The organism is Pseudoxanthomonas wuyuanensis (genome assembly GCF_900215535.1).
GTDB lineage: Bacteria > Pseudomonadota > Gammaproteobacteria > Xanthomonadales > Xanthomonadaceae > Pseudoxanthomonas_A > Pseudoxanthomonas_A wuyuanensis.
In genome coordinates, this window is the sequence record NZ_OCND01000010.1 from 78,760 (window position 1) to 96,947 (window position 18,188).

The window sequence follows — 18,188 nt, forward strand, 5'->3', positions numbered from 1 at the left end:
GGGAAACCTCAGCAAACTCCAAACCCGCCATGACCGCCCGCAGCGCTGCCGCTCACGGGTCGCGATCTGCCCGGACAGCCATGACGGCCCTTCGACCCACGCATCAGCGACCCTGGGAGAAACGGCCTCATGCCTTACATCACACCGCAAATCCGCAACGTGGCCCTGGCGGGCCACCCCGGCGCCGGCAAAACCACCCTGTTCGAAGCCCTGCTGCATGCCGGCGGCGCCCTGCAGACGGCAGGCACGGTGGAACGCGGCACCACCGTCTCCGATCACGACCCGATGGAGAAAGTCCGCGGCCACTCCATCGACACCGCCATCGCCAGCATCGATCACGCACCCGGCAACGGCGGGGCCATCCATCTCAACCTGATCGACACCCCCGGCTATCCGGAATTCCGCGGCCCGGCGCTGTCGGCGCTGTCGGCGGTGGAGACCGCGCTGATCGTCGTCGATGCCAATACCGGCATCGAGCATGGCACCCGCCGGCTGATGGAGCGCGCACGCCAGCGCGGCCTGTGCCGGGCCATCGTCGTCAACAAGATCGATCACGAAAGCGCCGATTGCGCCGGCATGCTGGCGCAACTTCGCGAGCAGTTCGGCCCGGAGGTGCTGCCGCTTAATCTGCCCGCCGACGGCGGCAACCGCGTCATCGACTGCTTCGGCCAGTCCGCCGGCCAATCGGACCTGGGGCCGGTTGCCGACTGGCACCAGAAGATCATCGACCAGGTGGTGGAGATCAACGAGACGGTGATGGAGCACTACCTGGACCTGGGCGAAGACGGCCTGTCCGGCGAAGAGTTGCATGACGCCTTCGAACAATGCCTGCGCGAAGGCCATCTGGTGCCGGTGTGTTTCGTTTCCGCGCGCACCGGCGTCGGCGTCGCCGAACTGCTGGACATCGCCGAACGGCTGTTCCCGCACCCCGGCGAGGCCAACCCGCCGCCGTTCCGGAAAACCAACGGCAGCGGCACCCAGCCGGTCATCGCCACACCCGATGCCGATGCGCATGTCATCGCCGACGTCTTCAAGATCGTCAACGACCCGTTCGTAGGCAAGCTGGGCATCTTCCGCGTCTACCAGGGCACGGTGAAGAAGGACGGCCAGTTGTTCGTCGACGACGGCAAGAAACCTTTCAAGGTGGCCCACCTGTTCAAGCTCAAGGGCAAGGACCATGTGGAAATCGACCAGGCCGTGCCCGGCGACATCGCCGCGGTGCCCAAGATCGACGATCTGCATTTCGACGCCGTGCTGCACGACAGCCACGACGAGGATCATCTGCACCTGGCGCCGGTCGACTTTCCCAAACCGATGTTCGGCCTGGCCATCGAGGCCGCCAGCAAGGGCCAGGAACAGAAGCTGTCCAACGCGCTGCAGAAGCTCGCCGAGGAGGATCCGGCGTTCCAGGTCGAGCATCTGGTCGAACTCAACGAAACCGTCATCCGCGGGCTGTCCGATCTGCACCTGCGGGTGATGCTGGAGCGGTTGAAGGATCGCTACGGGGTGGAAGTGAAGACGCGGCCGCCGCGCATCGCTTATCGCGAAACCATCGCCGCCAGGGCCGAAGGCCACCACCGGCACAAGAAACAGACCGGCGGCGCCGGCCAGTTCGGCGAAGTGTCGTTGCGCATCGAACCGTTGCCGCGCGGCGCCGGGTTCGAATTCGTCGATGAGGTCAAGGGCGGCACGATACCCGGCCAGTTCATGCCGGCGGTGGAAAAAGGCGTGCGCCAGGTGCTCAGCGGCGGCGCCATCGCCGGTTACCCGCTGCAGGACGTGCGGGTCATCGTGCATGACGGCAAGCACCACCCGGTCGACAGCAAGGAAGTGGCGTTCGTGGCCGCCGGCAAGAAGGCCTTCCTGGATGCGATCGGCAAGGCCCGGCCGCAGGTGCTCGAGCCGGTGGTGGATCTGGAAGTCAGCGTGCCGGAAGCGCAGGTCGGCGATATCACCGGCGGCCTGGCCAGCAAGCGTGCGCGCATCAACGGTACCGATTCGGTGCGCGGCGAGATCGTGATAAAGGCGCAGGTCCCGTTGTCCGAGCTGGAAGGCTATGCCGCCGAACTGAAGTCGGTGACCGCCGGCCGCGGGCGCTACAGCCTGGATTTCAGCCACTACGAGCCGGTTCCGGCCAATGTGCAGCAGAAGCTGACCGAAGCCTACAAGCCGAAAGCCGATGAGGATTGATGGGCTGCCGCTGGAATCCGACGGACGGCAGGAACGGCGTTTCCGCTTTGCAACATCGCAATCCGGCGGGCAACTCCTGCCCGCCGCGGAAGCGGCAATTGAGCCCGCTTCCGCGGCTTTTTCTGCCCGGAACAAAAAAAATAGGCGAAAAACCCATTTTTATTCGCTTTTGCTCTTGGCGGCGCGTTGGCTTTGCCCTACATTTCGCATGCCGATGCGATCGGCCCGATTACCCACCTACTGAGTGCAAGACAGGACATTTATGGCAAAGAGCACAAAGAAAGCCGCGCCGAAGAAGGCCGCCAAGAAAGCCGCACCGAAGGCCGCAGCAAAGCCGGCCGCACCGAAGCCGATCAAGGAAGCCCTGAGCAAGTCCGGCCTGGTCGCCCACATCGCCGAAGCCACCTCCGTGGCCGCGAAGGATGTCCGCGCCGTGCTGGCTTCGCTGGAAAGCGCCGTCCACGCCTCCATCAGCAAGAAGGGCGCTGGCAGCTTCACCCTGCCGGGCCTGCTCAAGATCACCTCTGTCGCCGTTGCGGCCAAGCCCAAGCGCAAGGGCATCAACCCGTTCACCAAGGAAGAGCAGTGGTTCGCCGCCAAGCCGGCTTCGGTCAAGGTCAAGGTGCGTCCGCTGAAGAAGCTCAAGGACGCTGCCGCCTGATCCCCGGATCTCCGGCGCAACACGCAGCACAGAATCGGGACGGTCATACCGTCCCGATTTTTTTTGGGGTTCTTTTCCGAATCCTGGTGGATAGCGGCTTCGGCCGGGCAGTGGTGCAGGCATGCCAGTACCGGCCAGTCGTGAAGAGGCCTTACCGGCAGACCATCGCGACTGACATCGCTCCCGCAAGATTCTTGTCGAAGTCCACTACAGCAGGAACATCCCTGCCATCGGTCATGCTTGACGACAGGCCGCTCCGCCCGCAGCTATAGCCATTGAGGCCACAACAAGGGTGCGCGCATGAAAATCCAGGGTTTTCTCGATCATCTGCTCAAGTCCGCCCAGAGCGGCGGCCAGACCGGCAGCGGGCCGGCCGGCGTGCTCGATACCGACTTCGGCAAAGGCGCGCTGAGCGGCGGCGCGCTGGGATTGTTGCTCGGCAGCAACCGGACCACGCGCAAGCTGGCCACCTACGGCGGCCTGGCGGCAATCGGCATGATGGCCTACCGCGCCTATGGCGACTACAAGCGCCAGCAGGGCGGGTTTTCCGCCGGCGCGCAGCCGCAGACCGTCGATCGCCTGGCGCCGCCACAGGCCGAACTGCACAGCCAGGCCATCCTCAAGGCGCTGGTGGCCGCGGCCAAGGCCGATGGCCATATCGACGCGCGGGAGCGCGCGGTCATCGAAGGCGAATTCGCCCGTATTGACGCCGATGCCGAAGTACGGCAATGGCTGCATGCCGAACTGGAGAAGCCGCTGGACCCGGCCGAAGTGGCGCGCGCGGCCAGTACGCCGGAAATCGCTGCGGAGATGTACCTGGCCAGCCTGCTGGCGGCGGACGAACAGAACTTCATGGAACGCGCCTACCTGGACGAACTGGCGCGCCAGCTGAAACTGGATGACGGCCTGAAGCTGCAGTTGCAGCAACAGGTAGCGGCGCAACCGACGCAGCGCTGATCCCCCGCCAGTGGCCGTCCCCCGCGAAAGACGCACCGACTACCGGCGCGCTGCCACACGCGCGGTCGCCTGGGCGCTTGCGCTTGCCGTGCTTGCGCTCACCGCTTCCTGGGCATGGCGGCAACCGTTCATGGCGACCCCGCGCGCGTTCTGGGAACTCTCGCGGATGCCACCGCCGGCGTCGCTGCCGATGCCGGTGCAAGGGGTTGCCGCCGCGCACGTGGCCGACACCTTTGGCGCCCAACGCGGAACGGATCGCAGCCACGACGGCGTGGATATCTTCGCCGCCCGCGGCACCCCGGTCGTCAGCGCAACCCAGGGCGTGGTGGTCGCGGTGCGCGACAGCGGGTTCGGCGGACGCCAGGTCTGGGTATTGGGGCCTGCACGCCAACGCCACTACTACGCCCATCTGGACGACTGGACGCCAGGCCTGAAGCAGGGGGACCGCGTCCATCCCGGCGCCGTGCTGGGCACGGTCGGCACCACCGGCAACGCACGCGGCACCCCGCCGCATCTTCACTACGGCATTTACGGCAGCGAAGGCGCCTACGACCCGCTACCGCTGCTGCGTGCGCACGCCGGCCAGCCATTGCCGCGCTGAACGCGCCCGCTGGCGACGCTGGAACAGTGCATCGCGGCGGTGGCACTCGTGCAGCCGCGGAGCGGCGCCTATCTTGGTCCGGCCCCATCCGCAATCGCTGGACGCCGCCATGGCCAACAACGCCCACCGCTACCGAATCACAGTCACTCCGGTCGAGTCCGACGGCCAGCCATGCAGCGGCCGCTGCACGATCGAGTTCGAACACTCCTGCCACGACGACTGGATGCGCATCCTTGAGGCCACCCAGCGCCAGCGCGGCTTCAGCGGCGACGAACGTGCCGCGCTGGTGGTCGGCACCAAGCTGCTCAGCGGCCTGATGCTGCAGCACCGCAAGGACAGCGATGACCTGTTCGCGCCATTGCGCCCGCACATGCCCGGGTTCATCCAGGGCCTGAAACAACGCAACCGCGACAATGGAACCGCCTAGAGCAATCGCCAGGTATGCTTGCCTGAACCCGCTCATTCCATAACGCGCCCATGTTCGACAGCGCCACCCTGTTCGCGTATATCGCCGCCGCCACCGCGCTGGTGCTGATTCCCGGCCCGGGCACGGCCTGGATCGTCGCGCAGACCCTCAACGGCGGCAGCAGGCGCGGCGCGCAAGCCGCCATCGGCCTGGAAACGGCCACGCTGATCCACGCCTTGGCCGCCGGCCTGGGCCTGTCGGCGGTGTTGGCGACCTCGGCGATGGCTTTCGATCTGCTCAAGTACGCCGGCGCGGCCTACCTGATCTGGCTGGGCATCAAGAACTGGCGCGAACCTGCCACGGCGCCGCCACCGACTTCCGGGCAGGAACCGGCGCAGCCGGTCGCCGGCAGCGCCCGCAGTCTTTACCTGCGCTCGGTGATCACCGGCGTGCTGAATCCCAAGGTCGCGCTGTTCTTCCTGGCCTTCCTGCCGCAATTCGTCGCTCCGGAACGCGGATGGGTGCCGCTGCAGTTCCTGATCCTGGGCGTGCTGCTGTCGTTCATCGGCCTGGCCCACAGCCTGGCGCTGTCCTACCTGGTCGGCCGTTTCGGTCGCCGCGCCTCCCATCCGCGCTTCGCGCGCTGGAAGCAACGGCTCACCGGCAGCGTGTTCATCGCCCTGGGCCTGCGCCTGGCCGTGCAGCAGCGCAACTGATGAACACCCGGCAGGAACAGGTGCCCGACAAGGGTCATCGCGGCGGAACGTCGATGAAGCGCCTGCACCTGGGTGCGGGCATGTTGCTGCTGGGCAGCCTGTACGGCTGCTCCTGCGCGCCGCAACCGCCGGCCAGCGAAGCCGGCAGTGCGCCACCGGCATCCGTGCAGCCGGCCGGTTCGGATGCCGCCGCGACCGGGCCGGAGGATGCGGCCGCCCTGGCGCAGCGGCAGGCGCAGGCGGAGGCGATGTCGCAGGCGGTTTCGCAATTGCATGGCTATCTGGGCGCAGTCGGCGCCAGGGACTGGAGCAAGGCCGATGCCTACTGGTCCGGCGGCAAGCCGCCGCCGCGGCCGGACGACTACCCGGTACGCGCGCTGGAAGACATGCAGGCACTGCGCATCCGCAACGAGCGGCCGCAACCGCTGGACAACGAGCTTCCCTCGCGCGCCGTGGAAGTGCCCGTGCAGTTGCGGGTGACGCTGGACTCCGGCGCCAGCCGCCAGTTGGTTGGCTGGTACCGTCTGCGCCGCAAGGTCGACGGCAGCGGTTGGGAAATCACCTCCGCCTCGCTGCAACCGCGCATCGATTGAGGCTGGGTTCACGCCGGCCCGCTAAGGTGGCGGCAACTCCGTCATCGCCGCCCTCCATGCCTGTACGACACCGCTGGTCCGCCGCCGCCTTCTGCGCATTCGCTCTGCTGGCGCTTGCCGCCTGCGGAACGCTCAACACCGTTTCCGGCATCTTCGGCAATCAGATCAATTTCACCGCGCCGCAACTGCAGCGCTATCTCAACAACAGCTTCCCGCGCGAGTTCGACAAGCTCGGCGGCCTGGTTTCGGCCACCCTGACCAATCCGAAGCTGACGATTCCGCCGGGCGACAACCGCCTGCGGCTGGATTTCGATGTCGGCGTGCGCGCCGTGGGCGCCGGCGAAGTGAGCCGCGGCCGTTTTGCCCTGGCCAGCAGCCTGCGCTACGACCCGGCCACGCGCGGACTGCATCTGCAGAACCCGGAGATCGTCAGCATGGAAGTGCCCGGCTCGGGCTCGTTGATCAAGGGCGGCACCCGCGAGCTGCTCAACGCCGTACTGGCCGAATACGCCCGCGAAGAACCGGTCTACCGCATCGACAGCGATCTGCTTGCGCGGCTGCCGTCGGGCAAGCGCATCGGCAGCACCGATATCGAAAACGGCCTGGTGGTCGTGCATCTGGACAGGTAATCCATGAAAAAGACTTCCCCCCTCTCCCGCTCCACCGCACTGTTGGGCCTGGCGCTGTCGTGGCTGCTGGCGTTGCCGGCCATGGCGCAGTCGCTGCCGGAGATTTCCGGCAACCAGGCCAGCGTCGGTGCCGCTCAGATCCAGCAGTTCCTGGCCGGCGAGTTCCCGCAGCAGCACGAAACGCTGGGCGGGCTGCTGACGCTGACGGTCAGCGACCCGGTCATCTCGATTCCGGCCGACGGCCAGCGCCTGCATCTGGAATTCTCGGCCGCGGCCGGCAGCGGCGGCAGCGCGCCGACGCCGGTCGGCCGCCTGTCGATGAGCAGCGGCCTGCGCTACGACCCGCAGCGGATGGCGCTGCTGCTGGATCAGCCCACCCTGGACGGCATACAGCCCGCATCGCCGGGGCAGCGCGTCGATTCGCGCACGCAGATGCTGATCAACCTGTGGCTGGCCGACTACGCGCGCGACGAACCGCTGTACCAGCTCGATGACGCCACCCGCGCCCTGCTCGGCGAGCTGCAGGTGCAGTCCACCAGCATCGAGAACGGTCGGGTGGTGGTGCGTTTCAACCAGGACATCGGCGCGGCGATGTCCGGCAGCAGCCAATAGCCCGGCGCGCAGGCTAGATTTCGAACCGGTATGCCAGCTTGACCAGCAACTGTTCGTTGTCGCGCAATTCGAAACTGTCGCGCAGCAGGCCGCTGATGTCGTCGCGCTGCCGCTCCAGTGCCGAACCGCCGCGCGCGTAGACCACGTACAGATACGACAGCGGCGCCAGTTCGTAGCGGTAGCGGATCTGGAAACCCAGCCGGGTCAGGTTGAAATCGTCGATGGCTTCGTCGCTGCGGACGGCGGCGCCGTCGGCCATCACCCGGTAGGCCTGGCGTTGCCGCGCGTCCACCGCCAGCGCCTGCAGCTTCACCCGCAGTTCCTGGCGGCTGCCGATGTTCCAGTTCATGCCGGCATTGATATGCCATTCGCGGCCGTCGAAGCTGCCGATCAGGTTGTCGTACTGCCACACCAGCCAGTCCGGCGTGCGATCGCCGTAGACGCCGCCGTAGACGCTGAAGGCATCGCTGATGAAGTACGTGGCCTGGTAGTCGAACGAATAGCCGACCTTGTCGCTGCCGGACAGCCCGCCGGTGATCAGTTCGGCTTCCAGCTCATGCGCCCAGTTGCCCTTGCGCGGGCGCTGGAACTCGTAATAGGCGTTCCAGCGCCATGGCACCTTCAACGAGCCATGGCCGCGGGTAAGCAGGTCGTCCACGCCGGCGCTGTTGATGTTGATCTGCGCGTACTCGTAGCTGCCGTTGCGCAGCCTGCCTTCGCGGCTCATGCGGAACTGATCGCTCAGGTGCTCGCCACGATTGTTGTGGTTGCTGCTGGCCCGCCAGCGCCATTCCTTGGAAGAGTAGCGCGAGGTTTGCGGCTGCTCGGCGAAGCGTTTGCGCACTTCCCAGTGCAGATAGTTGGTGCTGTTGCGCGACAGGTAGCCGGCATCGTTGATCTGCAGGTCGTTGCCGAAATGCATGGCGATCCACTGCTGGCGCCAGCCGCGGTCCATTTCGTAATCGGCCCACAGCGTCGCTCCCAGATCGCTGTGGCGGTCCCCGGCCTCGTCGATGCGGCTGCCGAACACGCGGGTGCGCACGTTCCAGCGCGGCGTCGGCCGCCAGTTGTGGTCCACGCCCAGCACGGTCGCTTCGCGATCGAAGTACGGGCGATCGACCTGGGTCAGCATCAGCCCCAGGTTCTGCTGGCTGAGGTCGCGCACCAGCCGCAGCGCGCGGAACGAGCGGCCGACTTCATCGGCCTCGTCGGCCATGAACAGGCCGTACTTGGTCTGGCCCAGGCTGCCGTTGATCTTGACCGCCGCGGTGATGTCGCCCGAGCCTTGGCCGTCGTCGGCCGGCCCGCCGATGCGGCGCGTGTACAGCAACTGGCTGTAGTCCGAGGGCGTGGTGTATTCGAACAGGCCCTGGTTCTCGGTGAAGAACGGGCGCTTGTCGCTGATGAAGGTTTCGGTGGCGCTGAAGTTGACCACCAGGTCGTCGCTTTCGACCTGGCCGAAATCGGGGTTGACCGTCGCGGTCATCTGGAACTGGCCGTTGGGCTTCCAGAACATGTCCACGCCGCCGTCGTAGTCGCTGCTGCCGCCGACGTTGTCGTACAGGCCGGAAACGTACGGGGTAACGGCCAGCAGCGCCTGGCTGTACTGCGGCACTTCGATCCGGTTGAACTCGGACAGGAAGCGCGGGCGCTCATAGCTGGCGGCCGGCCAGGCCGAGCGCTCGCCGGTCGAGCCGATCACCCGGTCCAGATAGGCTTTCATCGTGCGGGTACCGCCGTTCGCCTTGCGCATCGGCGCGATGTACCAGGGAATCAGCATCTCCACCGACCAGCTGTCGGCGTCCTCGCTGACCGCATGCCGCCAGTTGCCGTCCCAGTCGTCGTTGAACTCGTTCTGGTTGGTGATCACCGCATCGGAGATGCCGCCGGTCGAGGACACGGTGAAGTTGTAGCCGGTGCGGCCATCGCCGTCGAAGTCGATCATCAGATTGACCCTATCGACCTGTTCGTCGAAATCGCGCTGCACCCGCTGGCGGGTGCGCGGCACCGATGCTGGCTGCACATTCCTGAATGCGATGGCCAGACCATCCGGTGTCGCCAGAATCCAGGCCTCGGTCGGCTGCGAGGCGGGCGCTCCGGTCAGCGGCTGCACCTGGCGGAAATCGGTGATGTGCTGCGCGCCCTGCCATTCGGCCGGGTCGATGCGGCCATCGACTTCGATCGCCAGAGCTGGCGCGGACAACGCCATCAGCATGGACAGACTCAAACGGGTGAAACGCATCGGTGGATTTTTCCCTTCCGGGCTCGTGCCCCTGGCTGCGCACACTACCGCCCGCACCGGGATTCACCGACTGGCGTTAGTCATGGCAACCTTTTGCTCCCTGGCCGCATCCGACCCGGCGTACCGCCGCGCGGTCGGGGTTGGTTCTCTAGTTACTCCGGGGATATCGGCTTCGGTAAGAGTCGCCGTCCGGCAAGGTGGGGTCGCTCCGCCCTCCTGACGACGTCGTGTCTTTACGTCGGGCCGCAGGCTCGTTCCGCTTCGCGGCCCGAACCGGCCCGGCGCAGCGCGCCGGGCGTTCGCCAAGGCGCGCGGCAGTGCCGCGCCAACCGCCTTGGCTCACCCATGGCCTGCCCTCCGCACCCCACCCTGCCGGTCGTCGCCTTGCGCGATGTGGCAGGCCGCGGCTTCGGAAGGCCTTTCTTCGAGCGTGGGAGAAGCGCCTATTTCTTCGGCTGCAGCATGGTCCCTGTGCACTTCTTGCTGCCGCAGCGGCATTCCCAGACCTTTTTCAGCCGCGCGGTGTGCGGTTCGCTCAGGGTGATGCCGTAGTTGTAGGTCAGTTCCTCGCCCGGCTTGATGTTGCGGATCGCCTCGATGAAGACCTTGTCCTTCTTGCGGTTCTTGCCGTCGTGTTCCTCGATGACCGCTTCGCAGTTGGGATCGCAGCTGTGGTTGATCCAGCGCGCCTTGTTGCCCTTGTGGTTGGCGTCGATGACATAGTCGTCATTGAGCGTGAACAGGAAGGTGTGCCCGGATTCGACATCGCCGGTGTCGTCCCGATCCACTTCCTCATGGGTACGGCGCTTGCCCTTGTATTCGACGACGCGCTCGCCCTTCTTGATCGGTGCGATGGCGAAAACGCCATTGCCATGGATGTCGGACTTGCGGGCTTCGATCTTGCGGGGCATAGGTGGGCCGTGAGGGTGAACGAGCGACGATTCTCGCTCATGCGGGCCGATCCCCCAAGCCCTGCGGCAACGATTGCGCCGGGGCCAAGGCATGACCGCAGCCATGATGACCAACGGCAGGGGCGACCGGAAAGCTGTCCTGTGCGGCCGCGGCGGCGCGTTTGCTACTCCGTTTCCCATCGAGCGAACGCGCCATGCCCTACCGGTTTCCCGTTTCCGCGGCCCTCCTGGCCGCAGCGCTGACTGCCTGCCAGCCGGCCACCCAGCACACGCCCGTCGCCGACGCAGGCGCGAATCCGATCGCGCGCGGCGAGTATCTGGTCCGCACCGCCGGTTGCAACGACTGCCATACCGCCGGCTACATCGAGAGCCAGGGCGAGATGGACACCGCGCAATGGCTGACCGGCTCGCCAATGGGTTACCACGGGCCGTGGGGAACGACCTACGCGTCCAACCTGCGCCTGCGGCTGCAAGAGATGGACGAGGCGCAGTGGCTGGAATACAGCGCGCACCTGCGCACCCGGCCGATCATGCCGGACTTCTCGCTGCGCGCGATGACTGCCGAAGACCGCCGGGCGATCTACCGCTTCGTGCGCTCGCTTGGCCCGGCTGGAGTCGCCGCGCCGGCCGCCCTGCCGCCCGGACAGACTCCTCCGGCGCCGTATTTCGGGCTGGTGCTGCCGCCCGAAGCGCCCACAGGCCCTGCTGCAGCGGCCGTCCCGGCAAACTGAACCAGCCCGGCTTGGCCGCGGCGGAGCAAAAGCGTACAATTTCGGTACGTTTTAGGAGCCCGCCCCGGCCATGCTTCGCGTCACCAAGCTCACCGACTACGCCACCGTTGTCCTGACCGTGCTCGCCGCACGGCCCGGCGAGGTGCTGAGCGCGGCCGATCTGGCCGAACAATCCGGCCTGGAGCCGCCCACCGTCAGCAAACTGCTCAAGCCGCTGGCCCAGGCCGGCCTGGTCGAAGGCCTGCGCGGCGTCCACGGCGGCTACCGGCTGGCCCGCCCCGCGGCCGGCATCAGCCTGATTGAAATCGTCGAGGCGATGGAAGGCCCGCTGGCGATGACCGAATGCAGCCAGCACGACGGCCATTGCGGCATCGCCCACCAGTGCGGCGTGCGCACCAACTGGCGGCTGATCAACGACGTGGTCGCCGACGCCCTGCGCGGCGTGACCCTGGCGCAGATGCTGCAGCCCCCACCCCACACCGACGACACGCGGCGGCGCCCCATCGCCGTGCGCGTCGCCACCCGCTGAACCGTAGGCAGCCCTGATGGCCACCGAGATCACCCCAATCCAAGCTCCTCCCAAGAACGCGGAAATCCTGCAACAGCTGGGACGCCGCTACGACGCCGGTTTCATCACCGACATCGAATCCGACTCGCTGCCGCCGGGCCTCAGCGAGGACGTCGTGCGCGCGCTGTCGGCCAAGAAGGAAGAGCCGGAGTGGATGACGCAATGGCGCCTGCAAGCCTACCGGCACTGGCTGACGATGCCGGTGCCGCACTGGGCCAAGCTGAAGATCGCGCCGATCGACTTCCAGGCCATCAGCTACTACAGCGCGCCCAAGGCCAAGTACGCCTCGCTGGACGAAGTGCCGCAGGAACTGCTGGACACCTACGACAAGCTGGGCGTGCCGCTGCACGAGCGCGCCAAGCTGGCCGGCGTGGCGGTGGACGCGGTGTTCGATTCGGTCTCCGTCGGCACCACCTTCCGCAAGGAACTGGCCGAGAAGGGCATCATCTTCTGTTCGATGTCCGAGGCCATCAAGGACCACCCGGACCTGGTCAGGCAGTACCTGGGCAGCGTGGTGCCCACCGGCGACAACTATTTCGCCGCGTTGAACTCGGCGGTGTTTTCCGACGGCAGCTTCGTGTTCATCCCCAAGGGCGTGCGCTGCCCGATGGAACTGAGCACCTATTTCCGCATCAACGCCGGCCACACCGGCCAGTTCGAGCGCACCCTGATCATCGCCGAGGACAAGAGCTACGTGTCCTACCTGGAAGGTTGCACCGCGCCGATGCGCGATGAGAACCAGCTGCACGCCGCGGTGGTGGAACTGGTGGCGCTGGAAGACGCCGAGATCAAGTACAGCACGGTGCAGAACTGGTACCCCGGCGACGAGGAAGGCCGCGGCGGCATCTACAATTTCGTCACCAAGCGCGCCGAATGCCGCGGCGCGCGCAGCAAGGTGACCTGGACGCAGGTGGAAACCGGTTCGGCCATCACCTGGAAATATCCGTCCTGCGTGTTGCTGGGCGACGACTCGGTCGGCGAGTTCCACTCCGTGGCGCTGACCCATCACCGCCAGCAGGCCGATACCGGCACCAAGATGATCCATATCGGCAGGAACACCAAGTCGAAGATCGTCAGCAAGGGCATCAGCGCCGGCCGCGGCCAGAACACCTACCGCGGTCTGGTCAAGGTGGACCGCAACGCCGCCAACGCGCGCAACTACACCCAGTGCGACAGCCTGCTGATCGGCAAGAAGTGCGGTGCGCACACGTTCCCGTACATCGAGGTCAAGAACCCGACCGCGACGCTGGAGCACGAAGCCACCACCTCCAAGATCTCCGACGACCAGATGTTCTATTGCCGCGCCCGCGGCATCAGCCAGGAAGATGCCGTCAGCATGATCGTCGACGGCTTCTGCAAACAGGTGTTCCGCGAGCTGCCGATGGAATTCGCGGTGGAAGCCAAGAAGCTGCTGGAAGTAAGCCTGGAAGGATCGGTCGGATGAAGAAGAGAACGCTACTGACACTCTGCCTGTTGCTGGGCACCGCACTGCCCGCCTTTGCGCAGAGCCGCTGCAATCCCAGCGGCAACCAGGGGGAACTCAACGCCTGCGCGGCGCAGGAACTGGCACAGGCTGATGCCGCGTTGAACGCGGTATATCGGCAGGTGCTGGCCAAGCACGCCGGCGAAAGCGTCGCCCTGGAGAAAATAAAGGCTGCGCAGCGGCTGTGGATCCAACTGCGCGATGCGGATCTGGACGCTCGCTATCCGGTAGGCGACGACGAAAATCCGCGCGTGCTGTATGGCTCGATGTACCCGATGCTGTATGCCCTTGAGAAGGCCGCGCTCACCGAAACCCGCACGGCCTATCTGCGCAAGCAATTCCTCGAACGCAGCGAATACGACCTCTGAACCTCGCTGCCTCCGTGCCCCTCTCTGACAAGACGATGATCGCAATGCTGAAGATCGAAAACCTCCATGCCAGCGTCGCCGGCAAGCAAATCCTCAAGGGCCTGTCGCTGCAGGTACAGCCGGGCCAGGTGCACGCGGTGATGGGCCCCAACGGCGCCGGCAAATCCACGCTGGGCAATATCCTGGCCGGGCGCGAGGGTTATGAAGTCACCGAGGGCTCGGTGAGCTACCAGGGCCGCGATCTGCTGGAGCTGGCGCCGGAAGAACGCGCCGCCGCCGGGGTATTCCTGGCCTTCCAGTACCCGGTCGAGATTCCCGGCGTCAACAACACCTACTTCCTGCGCGCCGCGCTCAACGCCCAGCGCAAGGTGCGTGGCGAAAGCGAACTGGATTCGATGCAGTTCCTCAAGCTGGTGCGCGAGAAGCTGGCGGTTCTGCACCTGAAGGACGAACTGCTGCATCGCGGCGTCAACGAAGGTTTTTCCGGCGGCGAGAAGAAGCGCAACGAGATCTTCCAGCTGGCCGTACTGGAACCGAAGCTGGCCATCCTGGACGAAACCGACAGCGGCCTGGACATCGACGCGCTGAAGAATGTCGCCGAAGGCGTCAACGCGTTGCGCTCGCCCGAGCGCGCGTTCCTGGTCATCACCCACTACCAGCGCCTGCTGGACTACATCAAACCAGACGTGGTGCATGTCCTGGCCGATGGCCGCATCGTCGAATCCGGCGGCCCCGAGCTTGCGCTGGAACTGGAAGCGCATGGCTATGCCTGGCTGAAGGATCGCGTCGCGCCGGAGAAGGCCGCGTGAGCTCCACCATCGCCCGCGGCCCTTCCTGCCGTCATTCCGGCGCACGCCGGGAACCGGCGATATCGCCCGCCGGATTTCCGGTGCGGGAGCAGCAAAGGCACTGGGTCCCGGCGTGCGCCGGGATGACGAGCATCTTGGCTTCCGATTACCGATGAGCACTCTTCTCGACGCTTTCTCCAGCGCCTTCCACGGCGATGCCGCTCGACGCGCAGTGCTGGATGAAGTCCTGCGCGACGGTCTGCCCGGCCCGCGCACCGAAGCCTGGAAATACACCTCGCTGCGCGCGCTGGAGCGGCGGGCGTTCGCGCCGGTCGAAGCCGTGCCCGACGTCGACCCGCAGCTGCTGGATGCGATTCCGGCGCCGCGGCTGGTATTCGTCAACGGCCGCTACTCGCAGGCGCTGTCGCGCAGCGACGCACTGCCAGCCGGGGTCAGTGTGCAGCTGCTGTCCGAAGCGCTGGCCGGCGGCGGCGAAAGCGCGCGCTTTCTGGCCCGCCGTTTCGAGCGCAGCGACGAGATCTTCGCCCGTCTCAATGCCGCGCTGGCCGATGAAGGCCTGCTGCTGCGCGCCGAAGCCGGCGCGGTCGCCGAAACGCCGGTGCACCTGGTCTTCATCGGCGCGGCGGATGGCGCCGACCGCGCCTGGCATCTGCGCCACCGCATCGAACTGCGCCAGGACGCGCAGCTGACCCTGGTCGAACATCACTTCGCCAGCGGCGACCATGCCCACTTCATCAACGCGCTGAGCCATGTGCACCTTGCCCGCGGCGCACAGCTGACCCACGCGCGCGTGCAGGACGAAGGCGAACGCGCGACCGCGTTGCTGCGCACCGATGCGGTACTGGCGCGCGATGCCGGCTATCGCCGGCTGGATCTGGAACTGGGCGCGGCGCTGTCGCGGCATGAACTGAATGTGCGGCTGGAAGGCGACAATGCCCGCCTGGCTGCCAGCGGCGTGCTGCTGGCGGACGCACGGCGGCACATCGACACCCGCCTGGGCATCGACCATATCGCCCGCGACACCGCCTGCGAGCTGACCTGGCGCGGCCTGGGCAGCGGGCGCGGGCGGGTGGTCTTCCACGGCGGCATCCTGATCCGCGAAGGCGCCGACGGCAGCGATGCGATGCTGTCGAACAAGAATCTGCTGCTGTCGGACAACGCGGAAATCGACACCCAACCGGTGCTCGAGATCCACGCCGACGAGGTCAAGGCCGCACACGGCGCCACCGTCGGCCAGTTGGACGCCAACGCGCTGTTCTACCTGCGTTCGCGCGGCCTGTCCGAAAGCGATGCGCAGCGTTTGCTGACCGCCGCGTTCTGTCGCGAACCATTGTCGGTGATGACGCGGCCGGAGCTGGCGGCACTGTTGGCCGCGCAACTGGACAAGGCGCTGGCAAGGTCGGGGTTGGCATGACCGAGACCGCCGCAAGCCATCGAAAACCATCGCCAACGCCGGTCGACTGGGCCGCTGTCCGCGCCGATTTCCCGCTGTTGACCCGGCAGGTGCAGGGCAAGCCGCTGATCTACCTGGACAGCGCCAACACCGGCCAGAAACCGGCCGCGGTGATCGAGGCGGTCGACGATTTCTATCGCGCCCACAACGCCAACGTCAGCCGCGCCGTGCATACCCTCGGCACCGAGGCGACCGAGGCCTATGAAGGCGCGCGCCGAAAGCTGGCACGGTTCCTCAATGTGCGCGGCGACGATCTGGTGCTGTGCAGCGGCACCACCTTCGCTATCAACCTGGTGGCGTATTCGTGGGCGCTGCCGCGGCTCAAGCCTGGCGATACGATCCTGGTTTCGCGGATGGAACACCACGCCAATATCGTGCCGTGGCAGTTGGTCGCCCAGCGCACCGGCGCGGTCGTACGCGTGGCCGAAATCGCGCCGGACGGCTCGCTGGATCCGGACGCGCTGCGCGCGGCGATGACGCCGGATGTGAAACTGCTGGCCGTTACCCACGTTTCCAACGTATTGGGTACGGTCAACCCGGTCCGCGAAATCTGCCGCGAAGCGCGCAAGCGCGGCATCGTCACCGTCGTCGACGGCTCGCAGGCGGTGCCGCACCGCAAGGTCGATATCGCCGCCATCGGCTGCGACTTCTATGCGCTGACCGGACACAAGATGTGCGGCCCGACCGGCACCGGCGCGCTGTGGGCGCGGCGCGAGCACCTGCAGGCGATGCCGCCGTTCATCGGCGGCGGCGAGATGATCAAGGAAGTCAGTTTCGACGGCACCGTCTTCAACGATGCCCCGCACAAGTTCGAAGCGGGCACGCCCAACATCGCCGGCTTCATCGGCCTGGGCGCCGCGGTGGATTACCTTGATGCCATCGGCATGGCGCATATCGAGGCGCGCGAAGCCGAACTGCTGGCGCATGCCACCGAAGAGCTGGACAGGATCGAAGGCCTGCGCATCTTCGGCCGCGCGCCGGAAAAGGCGGCAGTGATCTCGTTCCTGGTCGAAGGCGCGCATGCGCACGACCTGGCCACGCTGCTGGATCTGGAAGGCGTGGCGATCCGCTCCGGCCAGCACTGCGCGCATCCGTTGCTGCAGTTCTTCGGCGTGGCCGCCACCTGCCGCATGTCGCTGGCGTTCTACAACACCCACGAGGAAATAGAGAAGTTCGTGGCGGCGCTGAAGAAAGCCCGCAGCCTGCTGGCCTGAGCCCCCTGTACTTGTAGGAGCGGCGCGAGTCGCGATGAAGCTCTACTGGTAAAGCCCTCGCGACTTACGTCGCTCCTGCCGGAAGACGGTTCTTTCCGTAAAATCCCCGCCATGGATACCCTCACCTTCCGTTCCGCAACCCTCGCCGATATCCCCGCCCTGGTCGAACTGGTCACTTCCGCCTATCGCGGCGATGCCAGCCGTCAGGGCTGGACCACCGAGGCCGATTTGCTCGACGGCCAGCGCATCGACCCCGAGGTGCTGCGGCAGGATCTGCTGCGCCCGCGCAGCCGGGTGCTGCTGGCCCTTTCCGGCGACCGCCTGCTGGCCTGCGTGCATGTGGCCGAGGAGAACGGCGCCGGCTACCTGGGCATGTTTTCGGTGCGGCCGGACGCGCAGGGCAGCGGCGTCGGCAAGCGGTTGATGGTCGAAGCCGAGCGCTATGCGCGCGAGGAGCTCGGCCTGCCGGCAATGCGGATGACCGTCATCGACCTGCGCGAAGAGCTGATCGCCTTCTACGAACGCCGCGGCTACCGGCGCACCGGCATCAAGAAACCGTTCCCGTACGGCGACGAGCGTTATGGCATCCCCAAGCGCGACGATCTGCGCTTCGAAATCCTCGAAAAGGCGCTGCCGGGAGCCGCCGCATGAGCCAGAACTGGACCTTCGTCTGTGCCACCGGCGAGCTGCTGCCCGGCGAAATGAAATCCGTCTTCGACGAAGTCACCGCCGTGCCGATCCTGGTGTTCAACTACGACGGCGACTTCTACGCGCTGGAAGATCGCTGCAGCCATGAAGAGTTCGAGCTGTCCTCCGGAGTGTTCGATGCCGGCGAGGCCACCATCGAATGCGTGCTGCACGGCGCCAGGTTCGACATCCGCGATGGCCGCGCCCTGTGCGCACCGGCCTATTCGCCGGTCCGCAAGTTCCCGGTCAAGCTGGAACATGGCGGCATCTGGACCCGCGACGATCGCGATTGAGCCGGCCTTGCCGATTCTGTCAAATGTTAATTAATTGCATTTGGCACTGGTTCTCACTAGCATT

20 protein-coding genes are annotated in these 18,188 nt (G+C 66.3%); 18 read left to right on the plus strand and 2 right to left on the minus strand.

The annotated features are described in order from the left end of the window. The first annotated feature begins 129 nt into the window (after positions 1-129). From fusA to CRO39_RS17265, 9 genes are all read left to right on the plus strand, one after another. Positions 130-2,190 (plus strand): elongation factor G, encoded by a 2,061-nt coding sequence (gene fusA / locus CRO39_RS17225; protein WP_097123202.1) that lies wholly within the window; start codon positions 130-132, stop codon positions 2,188-2,190. A gap of 262 nt (positions 2,191-2,452) precedes the next feature. Continuing rightward, positions 2,453-2,851 carry an HU family DNA-binding protein gene (locus CRO39_RS17230; protein WP_097123203.1) on the plus strand — a complete coding sequence of 133 codons (399 nt, stop codon included), beginning with the start codon at positions 2,453-2,455 and terminating at the stop codon, positions 2,849-2,851. A gap of 300 nt (positions 2,852-3,151) precedes the next feature. Continuing rightward, complete coding sequence (locus CRO39_RS17235; protein ID WP_097123204.1) at positions 3,152-3,808, plus strand: tellurite resistance TerB family protein; 657 nt, start codon at positions 3,152-3,154, stop codon at positions 3,806-3,808. Between the two features lie 88 nt (positions 3,809-3,896). After that, positions 3,897-4,409: a M23 family metallopeptidase gene (locus tag CRO39_RS17240; RefSeq protein WP_425479732.1), complete on the plus strand. Its 513-nt coding sequence runs from the start codon at positions 3,897-3,899 to the stop codon at positions 4,407-4,409. 73 nt (positions 4,410-4,482) lie between these two features. Further along, positions 4,483-4,836: a DUF3861 domain-containing protein gene (locus CRO39_RS17245; protein WP_425479728.1), complete on the plus strand. Its 354-nt coding sequence runs from the start codon at positions 4,483-4,485 to the stop codon at positions 4,834-4,836. A 50-nt stretch (positions 4,837-4,886) separates the two neighbouring features. Next, positions 4,887-5,531, plus strand: coding sequence for a LysE family translocator (locus CRO39_RS17250; protein ID WP_097123206.1), 645 nt, complete (start codon positions 4,887-4,889; stop codon positions 5,529-5,531). Further along, positions 5,531-6,124, plus strand: a complete 594-nt coding sequence (locus tag CRO39_RS17255; protein WP_097123207.1) for a hypothetical protein — start codon at positions 5,531-5,533, stop codon at positions 6,122-6,124. The genes CRO39_RS17250 and CRO39_RS17255 overlap by 1 nt, the downstream gene beginning before the upstream one ends. Positions 6,125-6,180: 56 nt before the next feature. Beyond that, on the plus strand, positions 6,181-6,753 hold the full coding sequence (locus CRO39_RS17260) for a DUF1439 domain-containing protein (RefSeq protein ID WP_097123208.1): 573 nt from the start codon (positions 6,181-6,183) through the stop codon (positions 6,751-6,753). Between the two features lie 3 nt (positions 6,754-6,756). Then, positions 6,757-7,365: a DUF1439 domain-containing protein gene (locus CRO39_RS17265; protein ID WP_097123209.1), complete on the plus strand. Its 609-nt coding sequence runs from the start codon at positions 6,757-6,759 to the stop codon at positions 7,363-7,365. Positions 7,366-7,378: 13 nt separating this feature from the next. Here the strand turns inward: CRO39_RS17265 and CRO39_RS17270 are convergent, their stop codons facing one another. Next, positions 7,379-9,607: a DUF5916 domain-containing protein gene (locus tag CRO39_RS17270; protein WP_097123210.1), complete on the minus strand. Its 2,229-nt coding sequence runs from the start codon at positions 9,605-9,607 to the stop codon at positions 7,379-7,381. Positions 9,608-10,050: 443 nt separating this feature from the next. Next, positions 10,051-10,518: an SET domain-containing protein gene (locus CRO39_RS17275; protein WP_097123211.1), complete on the minus strand. Its 468-nt coding sequence runs from the start codon at positions 10,516-10,518 to the stop codon at positions 10,051-10,053. 194 nt (positions 10,519-10,712) lie between these two features. On the opposite strand from CRO39_RS17275, the gene CRO39_RS17280 reads away from it, so the two are divergent. From CRO39_RS17280 to CRO39_RS17320, 9 genes are all read left to right on the plus strand, one after another. Next, positions 10,713-11,249 carry a c-type cytochrome gene (locus CRO39_RS17280; protein ID WP_176520226.1) on the plus strand — a complete coding sequence of 179 codons (537 nt, stop codon included), beginning with the start codon at positions 10,713-10,715 and terminating at the stop codon, positions 11,247-11,249. A gap of 70 nt (positions 11,250-11,319) precedes the next feature. After that, the gene (locus tag CRO39_RS17285) at positions 11,320-11,778 is read left to right on the plus strand and encodes an SUF system Fe-S cluster assembly regulator (protein ID WP_097123212.1); all 459 of its coding nucleotides are present in this window, start codon (positions 11,320-11,322) and stop codon (positions 11,776-11,778) included. Between the two features lie 16 nt (positions 11,779-11,794). After that, complete coding sequence (sufB, locus tag CRO39_RS17290; RefSeq protein WP_097123213.1) at positions 11,795-13,261, plus strand: Fe-S cluster assembly protein SufB; 1,467 nt, start codon at positions 11,795-11,797, stop codon at positions 13,259-13,261. After that, positions 13,258-13,668 (plus strand): lysozyme inhibitor LprI family protein, encoded by a 411-nt coding sequence (locus CRO39_RS17295; protein ID WP_097123214.1) that lies wholly within the window; start codon positions 13,258-13,260, stop codon positions 13,666-13,668. Before sufB ends, CRO39_RS17295 begins: the two co-directional genes overlap by 4 nt. A 44-nt stretch (positions 13,669-13,712) precedes the next feature. Then, entirely contained in the window at positions 13,713-14,477 is a 765-nt protein-coding gene (sufC, locus tag CRO39_RS17300; protein ID WP_097123277.1) for a Fe-S cluster assembly ATPase SufC, read from the plus strand. 151 nt (positions 14,478-14,628) lie between these two features. Next, entirely contained in the window at positions 14,629-15,891 is a 1,263-nt protein-coding gene (sufD, locus tag CRO39_RS17305; RefSeq protein WP_097123215.1) for a Fe-S cluster assembly protein SufD, read from the plus strand. Beyond that, positions 15,888-17,144: a cysteine desulfurase gene (locus CRO39_RS17310; protein WP_097123216.1), complete on the plus strand. Its 1,257-nt coding sequence runs from the start codon at positions 15,888-15,890 to the stop codon at positions 17,142-17,144. Before sufD ends, CRO39_RS17310 begins: the two co-directional genes overlap by 4 nt. A 111-nt stretch (positions 17,145-17,255) precedes the next feature. Further along, positions 17,256-17,795 carry a GNAT family N-acetyltransferase gene (locus tag CRO39_RS17315; RefSeq protein WP_097123217.1) on the plus strand — a complete coding sequence of 180 codons (540 nt, stop codon included), beginning with the start codon at positions 17,256-17,258 and terminating at the stop codon, positions 17,793-17,795. Next, entirely contained in the window at positions 17,792-18,124 is a 333-nt protein-coding gene (locus CRO39_RS17320; protein ID WP_097123218.1) for a non-heme iron oxygenase ferredoxin subunit, read from the plus strand. The genes CRO39_RS17315 and CRO39_RS17320 overlap by 4 nt, the downstream gene beginning before the upstream one ends. Positions 18,125-18,188 lie beyond the last annotated feature (64 nt).

Coding starts and splice junctions, on each gene's coding strand:
- fusA (WP_097123202.1), top strand. CDS start 130: ATGCCTTACATCACACCGCAAATCCGCAACGTGGCCCTGGCGGGCCAC.
- CRO39_RS17230 (WP_097123203.1), top strand. CDS start 2,453: ATGGCAAAGAGCACAAAGAAAGCCGCGCCGAAGAAGGCCGCCAAGAAA.
- CRO39_RS17235 (WP_097123204.1), top strand. CDS start 3,152: ATGAAAATCCAGGGTTTTCTCGATCATCTGCTCAAGTCCGCCCAGAGC.
- CRO39_RS17250 (WP_097123206.1), top strand. CDS start 4,887: ATGTTCGACAGCGCCACCCTGTTCGCGTATATCGCCGCCGCCACCGCG.
- CRO39_RS17255 (WP_097123207.1), top strand. CDS start 5,531: ATGAACACCCGGCAGGAACAGGTGCCCGACAAGGGTCATCGCGGCGGA.
- CRO39_RS17260 (WP_097123208.1), top strand. CDS start 6,181: ATGCCTGTACGACACCGCTGGTCCGCCGCCGCCTTCTGCGCATTCGCT.
- CRO39_RS17265 (WP_097123209.1), top strand. CDS start 6,757: ATGAAAAAGACTTCCCCCCTCTCCCGCTCCACCGCACTGTTGGGCCTG.
- CRO39_RS17270 (WP_097123210.1), bottom strand. CDS start 9,607: ATGCGTTTCACCCGTTTGAGTCTGTCCATGCTGATGGCGTTGTCCGCG.
- CRO39_RS17275 (WP_097123211.1), bottom strand. CDS start 10,518: ATGCCCCGCAAGATCGAAGCCCGCAAGTCCGACATCCATGGCAATGGC.
- CRO39_RS17280 (WP_176520226.1), top strand. CDS start 10,713: ATGCCCTACCGGTTTCCCGTTTCCGCGGCCCTCCTGGCCGCAGCGCTG.
- CRO39_RS17285 (WP_097123212.1), top strand. CDS start 11,320: ATGCTTCGCGTCACCAAGCTCACCGACTACGCCACCGTTGTCCTGACC.
- sufB (WP_097123213.1), top strand. CDS start 11,795: ATGGCCACCGAGATCACCCCAATCCAAGCTCCTCCCAAGAACGCGGAA.
- CRO39_RS17295 (WP_097123214.1), top strand. CDS start 13,258: ATGAAGAAGAGAACGCTACTGACACTCTGCCTGTTGCTGGGCACCGCA.
- sufC (WP_097123277.1), top strand. CDS start 13,713: ATGCTGAAGATCGAAAACCTCCATGCCAGCGTCGCCGGCAAGCAAATC.
- sufD (WP_097123215.1), top strand. CDS start 14,629: ATGAGCACTCTTCTCGACGCTTTCTCCAGCGCCTTCCACGGCGATGCC.
- CRO39_RS17310 (WP_097123216.1), top strand. CDS start 15,888: ATGACCGAGACCGCCGCAAGCCATCGAAAACCATCGCCAACGCCGGTC.
- CRO39_RS17315 (WP_097123217.1), top strand. CDS start 17,256: ATGGATACCCTCACCTTCCGTTCCGCAACCCTCGCCGATATCCCCGCC.
- CRO39_RS17320 (WP_097123218.1), top strand. CDS start 17,792: ATGAGCCAGAACTGGACCTTCGTCTGTGCCACCGGCGAGCTGCTGCCC.